This window comes from Pontibacterium sp., assembly GCF_041587635.1.
Lineage (GTDB): Bacteria > Pseudomonadota > Gammaproteobacteria > Pseudomonadales > Balneatricaceae > Pontibacterium.
Window position 1 is genome coordinate 1 of sequence record NZ_JBFGYC010000001.1, and the last position, 13,436, is coordinate 13,436.

General features: G+C 53.5%; 17 protein-coding genes. 2 read left to right on the forward strand and 15 right to left on the reverse strand.

Annotation, left to right across the window (positions count from 1 at the left end):
* Positions 1 to 24 precede the first annotated feature (24 nt).
* The 5 genes from ABYW01_RS00005 to ABYW01_RS00025 all read right to left on the reverse strand — a co-directional run bounded on the left by ABYW01_RS00005 (position 25) and on the right by ABYW01_RS00025 (position 3,101).
* On the reverse strand, positions 25 to 426 hold the full coding sequence (locus ABYW01_RS00005; protein WP_372830495.1) for a hypothetical protein: 402 nt from the start codon (positions 424 to 426) through the stop codon (positions 25 to 27).
* 100 nt (positions 427 to 526) lie between these two features.
* Positions 527 to 943 (reverse strand): hypothetical protein, encoded by a 417-nt coding sequence (locus ABYW01_RS00010; protein WP_372830496.1) that lies wholly within the window; start codon positions 941 to 943, stop codon positions 527 to 529.
* Positions 944 to 994: 51 nt separating this feature from the next.
* Entirely contained in the window at positions 995 to 1,399 is a 405-nt protein-coding gene (locus ABYW01_RS00015) for a hypothetical protein (RefSeq protein WP_372830497.1), read from the reverse strand.
* Positions 1,400 to 1,550: 151 nt separating this feature from the next.
* Complete coding sequence (locus ABYW01_RS00020; protein ID WP_372830498.1) at positions 1,551 to 2,423, reverse strand: Rha family transcriptional regulator; 873 nt, start codon at positions 2,421 to 2,423, stop codon at positions 1,551 to 1,553.
* A gap of 372 nt (positions 2,424 to 2,795) precedes the next feature.
* Positions 2,796 to 3,101, reverse strand: a complete 306-nt coding sequence (locus ABYW01_RS00025; RefSeq protein ID WP_372830499.1) for a hypothetical protein — start codon at positions 3,099 to 3,101, stop codon at positions 2,796 to 2,798.
* A gap of 291 nt (positions 3,102 to 3,392) precedes the next feature.
* Between ABYW01_RS00025 and ABYW01_RS00030 the strand changes: the two genes are divergently transcribed.
* Entirely contained in the window at positions 3,393 to 4,067 is a 675-nt protein-coding gene (locus ABYW01_RS00030) for an NYN domain-containing protein (protein WP_372830500.1), read from the forward strand.
* A 615-nt stretch (positions 4,068 to 4,682) separates the two neighbouring features.
* Here ABYW01_RS00030 and ABYW01_RS00035 read toward each other — a convergent pair.
* Positions 4,683 to 5,705 carry a hypothetical protein gene (locus ABYW01_RS00035; RefSeq protein ID WP_372830501.1) on the reverse strand — a complete coding sequence of 341 codons (1,023 nt, stop codon included), beginning with the start codon at positions 5,703 to 5,705 and terminating at the stop codon, positions 4,683 to 4,685.
* Between the two features lie 263 nt (positions 5,706 to 5,968).
* Positions 5,969 to 6,187, reverse strand: a complete 219-nt coding sequence (locus tag ABYW01_RS00040) for a hypothetical protein (RefSeq protein WP_372830502.1) — start codon at positions 6,185 to 6,187, stop codon at positions 5,969 to 5,971.
* 187 nt (positions 6,188 to 6,374) lie between these two features.
* Between ABYW01_RS00040 and ABYW01_RS00045 the strand changes: the two genes are divergently transcribed.
* Positions 6,375 to 7,004, forward strand: a complete 630-nt coding sequence (locus ABYW01_RS00045; protein WP_372830503.1) for a response regulator — start codon at positions 6,375 to 6,377, stop codon at positions 7,002 to 7,004.
* On the opposite strand, the gene ABYW01_RS00050 is transcribed toward ABYW01_RS00045, so the two are convergent.
* Genes ABYW01_RS00050 through ABYW01_RS00085 form a run of 8 tightly spaced genes read right to left on the reverse strand, consistent with a single transcriptional unit; the run spans position 7,001 to position 13,401 of the window.
* Positions 7,001 to 7,972 (reverse strand): contractile injection system protein, VgrG/Pvc8 family, encoded by a 972-nt coding sequence (locus tag ABYW01_RS00050; RefSeq protein WP_372830504.1) that lies wholly within the window; start codon positions 7,970 to 7,972, stop codon positions 7,001 to 7,003. The genes ABYW01_RS00045 and ABYW01_RS00050 overlap by 4 nt on opposite strands.
* A gap of 41 nt (positions 7,973 to 8,013) precedes the next feature.
* Entirely contained in the window at positions 8,014 to 8,217 is a 204-nt protein-coding gene (locus tag ABYW01_RS00055; protein ID WP_372830505.1) for a tail protein X, read from the reverse strand.
* A gap of 2 nt (positions 8,218 to 8,219) precedes the next feature.
* On the reverse strand, positions 8,220 to 8,648 hold the full coding sequence (locus tag ABYW01_RS00060) for a phage tail protein (RefSeq protein WP_372830506.1): 429 nt from the start codon (positions 8,646 to 8,648) through the stop codon (positions 8,220 to 8,222).
* A 47-nt stretch (positions 8,649 to 8,695) separates the two neighbouring features.
* A complete protein-coding gene (locus tag ABYW01_RS00065) occupies positions 8,696 to 11,215 on the reverse strand; it encodes a phage tail tape measure protein (protein ID WP_372830507.1) in 2,520 nt (839 codons plus the stop codon).
* Positions 11,216 to 11,256: 41 nt separating this feature from the next.
* A complete protein-coding gene (locus ABYW01_RS00070; protein ID WP_372830508.1) occupies positions 11,257 to 11,394 on the reverse strand; it encodes a GpE family phage tail protein in 138 nt (45 codons plus the stop codon).
* 23 nt (positions 11,395 to 11,417) lie between these two features.
* Positions 11,418 to 11,678 (reverse strand): phage tail assembly protein, encoded by a 261-nt coding sequence (locus ABYW01_RS00075; protein ID WP_372830509.1) that lies wholly within the window; start codon positions 11,676 to 11,678, stop codon positions 11,418 to 11,420.
* Between the two features lie 55 nt (positions 11,679 to 11,733).
* Entirely contained in the window at positions 11,734 to 12,246 is a 513-nt protein-coding gene (locus tag ABYW01_RS00080; RefSeq protein WP_372830510.1) for a phage major tail tube protein, read from the reverse strand.
* 12 nt (positions 12,247 to 12,258) lie between these two features.
* Positions 12,259 to 13,401, reverse strand: a complete 1,143-nt coding sequence (locus ABYW01_RS00085; protein ID WP_372830511.1) for a hypothetical protein — start codon at positions 13,399 to 13,401, stop codon at positions 12,259 to 12,261.
* Between the last annotated feature and the right edge of the window lie 35 nt (positions 13,402 to 13,436).

A 13,436-nucleotide genomic window follows, 5' to 3' on the forward strand; every position in this document is an offset into this window, starting at 1 on the left:
GGCTTTATCTGGGTGGGGCGGACTTTATTCTGAGAATTCTTTAATAGCGCCAGACTCATCAATATCAAATCTTACTGTTGCATATTCCGCATCATTACCATACGCATCAGCGCACCCGCTACGGCTGGAACTCAAAATAGAAAACACTGTGCGGCCTCTATCATCTGCGATTGTTTCAGATACAAAAACAACCTTCGCATCAGCGGGGATCTGAATTAGATCGTTAGAATTAAGGCTTCCTTTATTAGCATTTTCGTATCGCTCTGGCAGAATCTCGCTGATTCGAATAAATGCAACTTCCGAACGATCAGAAGGGGAGATGCACTCTTCAGGCAAATCAATAAAAACCGAATCGCCCTGAAAGGTAACCCATTTCTGAGAGTCCATATTCTTCGTGCCACTGACTTTCATTTTATGAATATTCATTGCTATTTCCCTTTGCATGTCGGCTGGGCCATTCCCTGAGCCGGTGAAACCATATTAGGACGAAACGTCCTAATTGACAAGCTTTATTTTAACGAATTCGTTAATTCTTTAATTTATCTGCAATACTGTTTGGCACCCGCTCGCCCAGGGCACGCAACAAGCGGCTTGCTGCCTCGTAATCCTTGGCTTGCAGATAGCCAGGGTCTGCCAGATCCTGGACGCAATTAAACCACTCACGAAACAGATCAGCATCCGCGCGCGACACCGACAACAGCGCATCATCCGACTCAACCGCCTCACCTATGTGTTTCAGAAGATCCCACCACGGGCCAAACGGTATTTTATTCTCATCCCCAGCCCATCGCCGCACCTGGCGACTGGATACACCAACCAGGCGGCCAGCGGCAGCGCCGGTTAACTCAGCCACCCGCAGCACTTCGCGCACTTCTTCAGCGGTCGGCTGAACCCATTCCCCAGTTAAGCGGTGCTTTAACGTTTCTGGACGCACATTCAACATGCCTATCACTCCATTAAAAACGCCAGGGCAAAGCCTGGCGTATAGATCGGTTTAACTTGCCAGCTTCTGGCGGTACGCACAAAGGCTTACAACATTCTTCGGTAGGGCTGGCGCGGGATCGTCCACGACAGGGGCGCTATAACCTTCAGGCTTGGCCCAATCCAAAGCCACCTGGTACACCTCTTCAGACAGGTACGCCGTAAAGCTATCGCAAAAGTAATACGGCCCCTTTACCACCAAGCAATTATCATCAGCATCAAAATAGACCCTGGCATCAGCGTAGTTGTCAGCATCCGCTAGCCAGGCTAAAACCTCTTCAGCCTTCACTATACGGTAGTTACAATCAAAGCTGTCATCGATGCGCGATTGAGGGAAGTTGCCAATAATGCCCACTGACTGACCCAGCAGGGAGGTGATTTTCTTTTTAGCGTTTTTGCGGATTTTTTCGTAAGCCATCGGATATTCCCCGGTCTGACCTGAGCATTGTTGCCCGGCCTTATGGGATACATAGTAGGACGAAACGTCCTACCCTGCAAGCTTTATTTTAACGAATTCGTTATTTCGTTAATTAACGCATGAAAGGCCACCCGAAGGCGGCCTGGTAGTATTACAGACTGGTGACGTTTACGACCGTATCCGTTTTGATGATGGCGCGCAGGGTTGATAGTTGCTGCTCCTGCAGGCGCAGCAGGTTAACCGCTGCACACCATTCCAGGTACGGGGCTTCGACCGTCTGCAGGGCAACAGGTTGTCCAGCAGTAGCGGCGGATCTCAATTGGCGCAACAGTTGGCCCATAACGTTACCGTCAGGGTTTAGGAGGGATTCAGGACGCACCTCTATCATTCCGGTACGCGGGGCGGGTAGATCGATCTGTATCGCATCCAGGGGCGGACAGACTGCAGGCGGGACGGGCAGTACTGGGCCGGTGGCTTTCTGGTGCAGATCTTCCAGCAGCTCCACCGCGTCCTGGTAACACTGGGCGGATATATCGGTATAGCGGGAAACCTCAAAGGCGACATGCAGCTGACGATAGACCGCCGCAAACGTACGGGGCCTGTCCTCTTCTGGCTCACGCATGGCGATCCTGGACACTAACGACCGCAGATAGGCGGCTTGTTGCTCACTGATCGGCGGATCTGCTGGCAACCGGCGCGCCAACTTATCGGCCATCCAGTCGAAGGCTTCAATATACGCCTCTTTGAACTGCATCGCTTTTTTGCCAGTGAAACCCATGACCAGGATAACAAACCCGTTTTTGGTCATTTCGTAGGCTGGGCGCTTTTCGCCTTTGCCGTCAGAATAAGCAACGCCCGTAAAATTGCGGGCGTTAAATTCAGCGGAACACTCAAGCCCTCGAATTTTTCTTAAAACGTCATCGTGACGCTTGCCGAATACTTCAGCGACTTTCAGAGAGGTGGTTACGATCCGGTCATCATGGATGGTGATTACATCGATAGGATTAATCGGTTGTGCGGTCATAGCTAATATTCCTGTGCCGACTCACATGCAAGTGAGTTACTACCGTGTACACAGTCTTGCGCATACGGTCATTTACGCCCCCAGCCCGGTGTCAATCGGATTGGTGGCAGGCTGAACGAGGTTGACACTACCGGCAGGAACCACCGGCCACGCACAAGGCGTGCCTCACCCAGCCCGCCATAAAGCGCAGGCACAAAAAAACACGCAGGCGCGTGTCTGGGCCATTCCTGTTATCCGAGGTGTCAATCCCGACGCTGAATTGTGTCAGCGCAAGAATAGGTTAACGCCAGTTATTATCTGACGTCAAGCACCCCGAATAACAGGATAAATATTACCACGATTTAAGAACAATTACACATTTAGTGTAAAGCTCTAAGCCTGGCCCTCTTCCGCAATCTGGCTTTCTTTTACGCTCTTAGCAAGGGCTTTAGACAGGATCTCAATCAATCCTGGGAATGCATCAGCATCAAAGCTCATTTCTGTTTTGAACTCATGATGCCCCCACTGGTTTTTACCGAAAGCCTTTCCCTCTTCGGTTAACTCTCTAAACCATTTCTGCTGGCCGCTACCCGTTGATGATTCGTAATATGAAATCTTCGACAAGCCAGAGTAATCCATAAGCTGGAAAGCAGACGAGGCAGACAGGGGGATATTGTTTTTCTTCAGCAATGCGGTCATTGAACTCATTACACTATTCCTTGTTTAGCAGATCCTTAGAGAACCGGAATGGTGCCAAACAATTGCACAAGTGTCATTGATCAAATTGATTGTTGTGACGGGTCACATTTAAAGAAAATTAACCCGAAACGGCAGAATATCCCTTTTAAACCTTGCCTCTCTTACACTCTGCGTGTAAATTTAACTCACAACTCACCCTAGGCGGCTGTGATTAAGTTCACTTCAGACTAGGGCGAAGAAACCGCCTCCGGGCGGTTTTTTCATTTCTGGGCCAAGGAAGGAGCGCGGCACTTGAGAACGACCGTTTATATCGATGGCTACAACCTGTTTTATGGCTGTCTCAAACATTCCGGCTACAAGTGGCTAGACCTGCACAAGCTGTTTTCCCTTCTCCTGAATGACCAAAATCCCGCATTACAGCTGCATAAAATCAATTTCTTTACCGCAGAAATAAAAACCAAGTTCGCCACGCGCGGGACCGCTGCAGCTAATGCCCAGGACAACTACCATCGGGCGCTCACCACGCTATATCCTGATCACATTGAGATCATCAAAGGGCGCTATGCAGACTCCAAGGCGCATCTTCCTGTTTACCAAAAGCCGCCCAACAAGCGAGAAACCACCGCTGTCTGGAAGCTGGAAGAAAAGGAAACGGATGTAAACATAGCTCTGACCATGTACAGGAATGCAGTTCAGGGCGCTACTGACTGTGTTGTTTTGGTAACAAATGATTCAGACCTGGCCCCTGCCTTAAAAGCGATCAAAGCCGATTGCCCTGGCGTTCAAATTGGCGTGATTTCGCCGATCAGATCCCAAGACAACACCGAACGACCGCCGAGCGGATCCCTTGAGAAAATGGCGGACTGGTGCCGAACAGTGATCAGAAGCAACGAACTTGAAGTTTCATTGCTCCCACGCCAGATCCCGACCCGCCGAAAGCCGATAAAGCGCCCTGACTATTGGTGATCAGGCAAATTAGGGATAAAGCCTCTTGCTGGACGCCTTCAATAACCCTGATCTGCCTGACCACTCTCCAAGCTTACCCAATCTAAATACCAATTAAAGCAACAATTCTGTCAAGTGAACCGTGGAATACCGGAGCCGCGAAGCGGTGAGGATATGCCGCGAAAGTCACTTTACTGAATTTTTGTTTTCATACGCTTGGCTCAGGTGCTTGTGTCGGACGGAGTCCGTGCCAAGCTCCTGAGGCTCAAACGCGACCGTTTGTAGGGGAAGCTTGAAGGGGACTAGTTCCCTTCATATAAAAAGCTTCTCTGCTTGCAGAGGCATTAATAAAGCCAGGCGTGAGCGACGGGCTAGATTAAATATATTAGAGGATAAATATAGATTCACAGTCTGCAGTTAATAGTTTCTCTGCGCTACTTAAAAGATTAATAAAAACACTTAAATTTTTATTATGGGCGCGCATACCCTGAATCGATAATCTACTTTGGCGGGGCTGGGTTTATATGTGGTTGAGGCTGATTTACCGCTCAATAACGCGGTTATAGCTGAATTAGAGGCAAGCGGAAGCGCCCGGCGGGTGCCAGGTTATTAGAGAGGAGGGGGATAGCCTTGCGGCTAGGTTCGTTGTCGCTGCAGACGAATCCAATCGTCCAAAGAAGGGAATTCTTCGCGTAACTGGGCGGTGATCTCGCTGGCGGCCTTCTTCGGGTGAGCGGCTTTCAGCTGCACCAGAGCTTCCAGGCGCGCGCGGTTGTATTTTACTTCTAACCCAGTACGTTCGGTGGTTTTAACGGGCTTAGGGGCTGGTGTAGCGCCAGGCTTAGGATAAGCGCCGGTCAGAGCCTGCTTTAAACGCAGACGCTCACGGGCGGCCTGGGCTTCATCTTCAATAGTCGGGTTGTATTTAGCGTTATAGATGGCTTCACGGGCAGTCTTGGCGGAAGACCTGTCCTTCCTGAATTTTTCCAGACTTTTTTCACTAATCGCGCCCAGGGACAGCAGAAAATCACGGCTTACAGACTTGATTGCTGGGCGGGCACGGTATTTGAGCTTACGGCTGCCGTCGGCGGCGCGCTCATATTCACCAGGGATAATTTCATACTGCTGGTGCAGCTCCACAAACCCCGCACGCTGCAGGTTTTTGATATGACGCCAGGCGCGGGCGGATACAACGCAGTCTGACGCCGGATCATCGCTCAACGCCTGGTCTTTGCGCAGCAAACCCGCCGCACGGGCGATCTCTTCACAAGAACGGTGCAGAAACTTCCCGTTATCCAGCGGAGTACCAACCAAGAGGGTCGCAAATTCGGTCATCGACAGAATAGCCTTAATCAGCAGCGTCTGCGCTTCACGGGCTTCTGATCGGTTTTGGCGCGGGCTGCCGTCAGCGTTAAGACTGCCGCTCAAATAGGCCAGCGTGGGAATGCGGGCAGGCTCCCAATAATATTGGTCCACGGCATCAATCAGCTTTTGCTGCTGCAGCGGGTATTTTTTGCCTGTTTTAAGCTTGGGGCTGTAGCGATCAAACTGCGGCTCTGCCGGGTTATGACCACATCGGTTACCTGTTCCCAGAAACACACCTGGGTACTGGTAATCCGCCCGCCCGTGCTTGTGCATCTGGGGCGTTAAACTGCTCACGCAAATTGTCCTTATAGGGCTTGCTTACGCGAGATTCAACGATTAGACTAACGGAACTGATTGGTTTCCAGCGTCTTTTTTTCGTTGAAACTCTTTCGGAAACCCGACTCGCCAAAAGTCGGGTTTTCTTTTATATAAGCCTTTGAATTCTTTAGAATTTCCTTCCTGCAACCGCTTTTACTTCACCAAGCCGCCGCGCGAAAACCAAATATACCACGCATTTTTTGTTTTTACACCTTTTGTGTACTAATTCTTATAAGGTGTTATTTTGCGGGTGTCTGCGTGGGAATCTCGTCACGCATGTGTTCTACGGCTTCACGCACCTGGTTCAGCATTAGCAACATGCCGGGGTCAATATCCTCGTCATTGTCACAGGTACGGCATAGAAAACGCATGATCTGAGCGGTTTTTTCTGCCGTATCAGCTGTATTAATACAGATTAGGGAATGGGTTGCAAATTTAGCGGAAGGCTCTGCGAGCATTTTAAACGTCCTCTCTATTCCTTGGCCTTGTCCATGTACCGGCCTATTATCCTCAATGCTGTATAAATATACAGCCTTTTTGAGCGCATCAAAGCGGCGCGTATTGTGCCGGAATGCATAGCGCGCGATCTATACCCAAAATCAGGTAAAATGATCAATCAACAAATAGCCGAAATGAAGTACCTCTATGAATGTGCTGATAGCGGATGGTCATCCAGTCAGCCACAAAGGATTGCGGCGACAAGTACAGCGTTGTTTTATGGGGCCGGATATCCGCGCCGCCACAGACCTCAGCAGCGCCCTAAACGAACTAGAAACCCATTACATTGATATTGTTATCACAGACCTGAACATGCGGGACAGCCACGGCCTGCACGGCCTGCAGCAACTGTGCCTGCATACCCATGAACAGGGCGGCGTTGTGCTGCTCTACACGGCCAAGCTGTACAGCCAGACGCTATTAAGAGAGGCGCAGCGGCTGGGCGTTGCGGGCTACCTCAGCAAAGCGGAAACGCTGGAACGGCTACGGAATACGTTGCGCGGGCTTCGGTTTTCACCGCAATACCCCGATTTAGTGATAGACCCCACGCCCGATGATGAAACACGGGTGGGCAGCCTCACGCCCTCGGAAAACCAAATACTGCATAACTTGGTGGATGGCCTAACCCTGGGAGAAGTTGCGAGTCTACGCCAGCGGTCGTTACACACTGTGCAAGAACAGGTAAAAGCCATCCGGCGAAAGCTGGGAACAGGGGCGCTACGTGACGCCCTGGTTATGTATGTGCGGGTGCGCAGCCGGTTAGGGCAGCGGTTTTAGCCTGGCGTTAAGAGCTGGACCGTTGTATTGCCAATTTCGCCGCTACGGATTGTATGGGTGACCTGATCGGCCAGCCAGGCACCATTGGCGGACGCTTTATGGTTCACCAGGTTCACCGTGCAGTCAGGCACAATCTCAGCGGCCAGCGGGCGATCCAGGTCCAAGGTGCGCTTACCGCGCTGCAGCTGCCCAAGCTTTGAACGGGCGGCAGCCGTGGCGGTAGCCGCATCCGAGTACTGGCCGCGCATGGTATACACAGGCGCACCCTCGCCCGCCGTCACCGACACTTTCTTTTGCGCGCTTTCATCAAACCATTGCGCCACGACCGACTGATAATCATCCCGTTCCTGGATGGCAACACGGCCCTTGCTGTTTTGCGGGTCTGCAATGGTGATCACTGGCAGCGCCTGGCCGCTCACACTGCGAGACTCGCCGCGTTTTACGACGATCAAATGATCCGCCACGGGCTTAACGATCGCGCCCAGATCCCGCGCCAGACGGGTTAACAGACTCATGTCGCTTTCTGCATTCTGGTCGATATGCTCAAACCGATGCGCAGCAAAATCAGCGGACACTTTCGGGGTGTAGCCGTGGCGTTGTGCTATTTGATCAACCAGGGCCTGCAGGGTGATTTTGTCATAAGAGGCGTTACGGGGAGCCTTAAGCGAGCCTTTCATTTTCGCGGCCTTGCCGTGAATCGTGAGCACATCCTCTTCCAGCGGCTCCTCTAACTCACTGACCTGATAATTACCCTTAAACACCAGGCTTTCACCCATGCCTATCCATACCTGCAGGGCAGCCCCGGTAGCAGGCAATGGCAAACGCTGATCACGGTTATCCAGCTCCAGGGTCATCGTATCCGATGCCTCGCCGGGGGCGTCCGTCACCGACAGCGAGATAAAGCGATCACGGATCAGGCCGGTAATGTCTTCGCCGTCCGCCACAATTTTGTAATTTGCTTGTTCCATTTTGCGCTCTTTATTTCGTTAAATCGTTAAATCGTTAACGCTCAGCCCCATAGCTTGATCGACTGCTTAACCGGGGCGGCGTCCATGTCTGGCAGATCAATTTCAAGCCCGGCGGGCAATACGGGGCCATGCTTCGACAGCCCCGGATTATGGCTTAGCGCGTGCTCTACCGCGTTCTTGCGGCCTGCATAGCGGCGGTGACAGATAGCATCCAGCATATCGCCGGGTTGAGTGCGGTATTTCATCCTTAAACCTCATCATCGCCATATTCTGAAATAGACAGCGTTCCGGTCTGCTTTAGCGGCGTGCCGTCGCCCATAAATTCACTGTCTGTAATCTGCAGGCCATCCACTACCCATAAGCCCAGGTCAGCACCTGCAGGCACCGTTGCACCGTTGAGCCACTGCGTACCGCCCGCCACCAATCGATGCGGCGTACCGCTATCCCCCAGGGCTTTCAGGTTGGGAAAATGCGCCAGGTCAGCGGCCTTTTCGGGGTAAATGGTGATATTGAAGGTTTTCGCGCTGGCGTCCGGCCCCTGGTACGCCTTGGCGGGCTTTCGCGCCAGGCGGTCACGTTTGGCCCAGCGCCAGGCGTGGTTACTCTGCAGCTGGTCATACTGAGCCGCATCCATAGAGAATATAAAATCCCCCAGGGCACACATAATTTCAGCCATATTAAGGCCCTCCCGCCGCCTTTCAGCGGCGTTAATTCGTTATTTCTTTAATCGTGCAGCAGGCCGCGTTGCTGGCGCTGACTTTCACGCACCCAGGCGCGCAACTTCTGATCAACCAGTTGGGCGACCTCTTGCGCATCCATGCCCGGCGTAGGCTGTATGACAATGTCACCAAACTGAAACACCGTAGACCCTGAAGCAGGGGGCGCAACACTGGCTGCAGGCACCACCCCCGCCACGGCAGACGCCCCCACCGCTGCGCCTTCGGTGGCGCTGTTAACGGTCTGGCTCACCTCTACATCAGACGAACCTACAAGCTTGTCCCACAGGCCGCCCAGCGAAGCCTTCAGGCTCTGCAGCGGCTCCAGAAACGAGCTAGAGATCCAGTCCCAGGCTTCACCAAACATTCCGGTTATACCGCCCAGCATGTCACCAAAAAAGCTACTCAGCGGCTCCCAGGCTTTCACCAGCAGCCCAAGCGGGGTAAACGAGAGGATCAGCTTGATAAATTCCCAGGCACGGGAAAACGCGCCTTTCACGCGATCCCATAAGCCGCTAAAGAATGCACCTAACGGCTCCCAGTACTTGATCAGCAGCGCCACAATGCCCACCAAGGCCATCACGCCCAAAATGATCAGCCCGATAGGGTTCGCCATCATCGCCGCGTTAAGCGCCCACTGGGCGGCTGTCAGTACGCCCTGAGCCACGGCTATCGTTTTTGTGACTGTTGCCATCGCCACCATTGCCGACGTTGCGGCGATAGCACGGGCGCGCTGCAGGGCCATCGCGGCAGACGACCGCAAATTGGCCGCCGTCATAAAGTCGATCACTTTCCGTACGGTGCTCACCGTGTCAGAGAAATACGAGAACGCAAAGCGACCCGCAACAGACGCCGCTTTCAAGCCGATCAGGCCGACAATCGCAAACGCGATCACCTGGGACAGCATGGGAAACTCTTCGGTGAATTTAGCAACAACGTTAGCCGCGCCGCCCAGCAGATCCGACACTGCGATAATTGCCGGGCTGAACAACGCCCCCAGGGACACCGCCAGGTTAAACACCCGCTGATTCAGCAGCTGCATCGCTTCTGCAGGGCCGCCCTTGCCGATGGCTTCCGCCATTTTCTGAGTGGTTGCCAGGCCGCCGCCTAAACTGCCCTCCATGCCGCTAATGCTTTCCTTCAGATCCTCGTTTTTGTCGTACAGCTGGGTAATAAAGGCTAAACCCTCATCACCAAACAGCCCCTGCAGCTCAGCGCTTTCAACCGCGTCCAGGGTTTCGCCGTATTTGGCTTTAAGCTCGTCCAGAATTTCGGGAATGCTGCGGATGTTGTTTTCTGAGTCTACGAACGACAGCCCCAGCTCATCACCCGCCTTGGTAACGCCGCGTAAAAACGCTTTGAATTTGGTGGCCGACTCACTGCCGGACATCGTGGCCTGCAGCTGGCCCAAAATAGACAGCTGCTCAGCAAAAGACACATTGGCCGACGTTGCTGTTGCACCCAGCGTAGAGATCGCCTGAGACATTTGCGAACCGTCGGTTTTAAATGCCTGCACACTGGATGAAATACCGGCGGAAAAGTACTCGCCAAATTTCATATCACGTTCTTGCTGAGAGAGGCTGTCCCAACCTTCAATCGTCTGCGCACCAAACTGGTCAAACTGCTTGCGGTAGATCCCGTAACCCGACGCAAACAGGCTGGTCATGGTATCCACCTGGGACTTTGTGCCGGTCGCGGTTAAGGCAGCAATGCGGGTAAATTCGCCGACCGCGTCATTGCTCAGCGAGCTAATGCCGGACTTAATGTCGTAACTCGCTTTGATGAAATCTTCCTGGGCGGTGCCTGCCCACTCATTGGAGAACGCGCGAGCCTGGCGGGTGATTGTCGCCACCCCGTCCGCATCGATGCCCAGAGATTGGATTTCACCCTGGGCGCTGGCAACATCCCCATAGGCATCGGTCAATTGCTTAACCGCATACACGCCTGCTGCGACGCCTGCAGCGTCCACCGTGGCATCCATTCGCATGTTGCGGTTACGCTCAGTGATCCGGTTAAGATCCGCCTGGCGCTTTGCCACGCCGTCCAGGGCCGTTTCCTGGGCTTTCAACTGCCGGGTGTATTGTTCCGTTTCGGCTTTGATACGCCGGGTGCCTTCCTGCAGCTTACGGGTGGATACGCCCGCCTGATCCAGCCGCTGGCGTAATTCGCGCAGCTGCTGCTGTTCTTTACCTTGCGCATTTTTTAGGCCGGTTACTTTGCGCTTGGCCTGTTCAAACTCACGATTTAACTTACGGGTAGAGCCGCCCGCCTTATCCATTTCACGCGCGATGCGATTGACCTGCTGCTGGGCTTCTTCCAAGGCGGTTTCAGTGGCCCCGGCGCTGCGCTTCAGCTTTCGGAAATGCTCTATATCGTCGGTTGTATTACCCAGGCGCTTAAGCTGCTCTTGCGTTTTCTTCACCTGGCCGGTCATTTTGGCGGTGCCGTCAGTCACTTTTTTTACGGGCGCGGTGATCTTATCCACCATGCCCATGATCAGACTGAGCCGCATTTTGTTTTCTGCCATCGCACTCCCCAGACACAAAAAAAGCCGGGCAATCCCAAGGACTACCCGGCGTCTGCTTCCTTTGCCATCTCATGACGACGCAGGGCGATTGCGTGCCAGCGCATCAGTTCCGGCACGGTCATACTTGCAGTGGTGGCGGCATCCCAGCCGGTAAAGACCAGGAATATATCCGCCTCCATTTCCATCACATCGGCGGGGAGCTTTATTGATCCCCAGGCAAGAAAAAAGAAACAACCGCCTGCTGCAGCTGGATCAGATCCGCCGGGGCCAGCTGGTCGAACTCATTCGCGGTGACACTGGAAATGCGCGGGATCAACGTGCGGTGGGCAGTCACCGACATTTGCAACACATCCATGTTGTTCAGGCCGCGCAGCTCGCCCGCTTTCGGCTCGCGCAGTTCGATTTCAGACACTTCCATTTCACCCCGGACCAGCGGGGACGTTAACAGCACTTTAGCAGACATGCAGACCTTCCATAATTCGTTAATTCGTCAATTCTTTAAGCCAAATCCCGGCGCATTACTGCGCCAGGGCTTCGCGTTTCCACTGGTTGCGGTCTTTGCCGTTCACGCGGAAAATGTTCGCCAGCTTGTCGACATAGATCACCTCGACACCATCAACCGACAGTTCGAAGAACTCCAGGGCAATCGCAAACTTGCTGGACATCATCTCTTCCGGCTTCCAGGCGTTAAACTCCACCTCTTTCCAGAAGCCTTGCATCTTCACAACAACCGCGCGATTCGCATCGTCCGCATTGACCGCACCGCGAAAGGTCAGCACTTCGTCGCGGCTGTCCTGGGAGCCGATCAGATCGATCACCTTGGCGGACATATCAGAGACGACCACGCCCGCCTCCATCTTCTCCAGCTTGCCCAGGTCGCGTTCAATCGTGCCCGCCACACCGGCCAGCACCTGATCCGCCATTTTTACGGCAATCTTTGGCAGCGTGGCTTCATTCGCCAGGCCCGCCCACGATTCGTCTTTAAAAAAGATATTGGTATCTTCCAATACCGAAGGTAGTTTTGCGCTCATGCCTTACCCCGTTTACTCGAAAATGGCTTGGTTATAGCTGTCCGTAACGTGCTGGCGGAATGTCATGCGCTCAGCGACGTCATAAAACCCCAGGTCGTAATCCCAGAACACCTGACTGGTGCCAATCGCTGAGATATTCAGCTCTTTATCAACCCAGCATTTGCCGCCGCTAATCACCTTACGGAGCGTCAGACGGCGCAGCAGCTTGTTTACCCGGTCGGTGACGAACTCGACATAACCCTTAGTTACATTGCCGTCCACGTACTCCTCATGGGCTTGCATGATGGAATCACCCACCAGGTAACGAATACGCTGGTGTGGCAGCATGATGCCATTCGCCAGGCGGTTACCGCGCAGATACAAGCCGCCCTGTTTGCGCACCAGACACGAGACGTTTTCACTGTTGTACAGGTTGGCTTTGCAGGTCTTGCTGCCCACCGCAAAATCGATGATTTCACGGCTGCCCAGGATCTCGTATACCTTGCGGTTAGAGGGGCTGTGCCAGTAGCCTTCCTCGTTGTCCACGCGGACGATATGACCCGCCACCGTGGCCGACGCATAGCGCCCGACCTCTGCCGCCTGATCAACATCAAACAGACGCGCGCCACCATTCACAAAGTAGGCTTCCTGGTAGGTCGCACAGGCCGCAATGACCGGGCTATAACCGGACTCATCGCCGTCAATAATCGGGATGGCGTTCATCTTTTTGGCCGTGGATTCCAGCGCGGCACCCACAGCGGGCAACTGGGAAAATTCCGGCGCAATCAATAGGCGCGGCTTAACCCCGACCAGGGATTCCGCCGCCAGCAGCGCCTTAATGCCGGAGTAACTGCCGGTTTCGTTATCGATACCGCCGATCACTTCCGCAATCTGGTCCGCCTCTACATCTTCTTCAGCCTGGCGCACCACTACAACCACCGCGCCGGTTTGGCGGTAGATGTCTTTCAGTGCATTGCGCAGGGTGCCTGTGGTGCCCGCTTTCGCAATCAGCTTGTCACTGTTGCACAGCACAGGAACCCCCAGGGGGAACGTGGCCGCGTCGGCATCGTCTGCCGTAGCAACCAGGCCGATAGTGGACGCCGCGAGAATGACAATCGGGCGGTTTGGGTCATCTAGGAAAAACTGTTCAACGCCGTGCAGGTAATCGCCTGGCATACGCTTTTATCTCCATTTATTTCAGACATAAAAAA

Bases quoted from the DNA above. Each gene is read 5' to 3' on its own strand.
- ABYW01_RS00055 (WP_372830505.1), bottom strand. From the start codon at position 8,217: ATGAAATACCGCACTCAACCCGGCGATATGCTGGATGCTATCTGTCAC.
- ABYW01_RS00070 (WP_372830508.1), bottom strand. From the start codon at position 11,394: ATGGAGGCGGATATATTCCTGGTCTTTACCGGCTGGGATGCCGCCACC.
- ABYW01_RS00075 (WP_372830509.1), bottom strand. From the start codon at position 11,678: ATGTCTGCTAAAGTGCTGTTAACGTCCCCGCTGGTCCGGGGTGAAATG.
- ABYW01_RS00085 (WP_372830511.1), bottom strand. From the start codon at position 13,401: ATGCCAGGCGATTACCTGCACGGCGTTGAACAGTTTTTCCTAGATGAC.
- ABYW01_RS00065 (WP_372830507.1), bottom strand. From the start codon at position 11,215: ATGGCAGAAAACAAAATGCGGCTCAGTCTGATCATGGGCATGGTGGAT.
- ABYW01_RS00045 (WP_372830503.1), top strand. From the start codon at position 6,375: ATGAATGTGCTGATAGCGGATGGTCATCCAGTCAGCCACAAAGGATTG.
- ABYW01_RS00015 (WP_372830497.1), bottom strand. From the start codon at position 1,399: ATGGCTTACGAAAAAATCCGCAAAAACGCTAAAAAGAAAATCACCTCC.
- ABYW01_RS00080 (WP_372830510.1), bottom strand. From the start codon at position 12,246: ATGAGCGCAAAACTACCTTCGGTATTGGAAGATACCAATATCTTTTTT.
- ABYW01_RS00040 (WP_372830502.1), bottom strand. From the start codon at position 6,187: ATGCTCGCAGAGCCTTCCGCTAAATTTGCAACCCATTCCCTAATCTGT.
- ABYW01_RS00005 (WP_372830495.1), bottom strand. From the start codon at position 426: ATGAATATTCATAAAATGAAAGTCAGTGGCACGAAGAATATGGACTCT.
- ABYW01_RS00020 (WP_372830498.1), bottom strand. From the start codon at position 2,423: ATGACCGCACAACCGATTAATCCTATCGATGTAATCACCATCCATGAT.
- ABYW01_RS00050 (WP_372830504.1), bottom strand. From the start codon at position 7,972: ATGGAACAAGCAAATTACAAAATTGTGGCGGACGGCGAAGACATTACC.
- ABYW01_RS00025 (WP_372830499.1), bottom strand. From the start codon at position 3,101: ATGACCGCATTGCTGAAGAAAAACAATATCCCCCTGTCTGCCTCGTCT.
- ABYW01_RS00060 (WP_372830506.1), bottom strand. From the start codon at position 8,648: ATGGCTGAAATTATGTGTGCCCTGGGGGATTTTATATTCTCTATGGAT.
- ABYW01_RS00010 (WP_372830496.1), bottom strand. From the start codon at position 943: ATGTTGAATGTGCGTCCAGAAACGTTAAAGCACCGCTTAACTGGGGAA.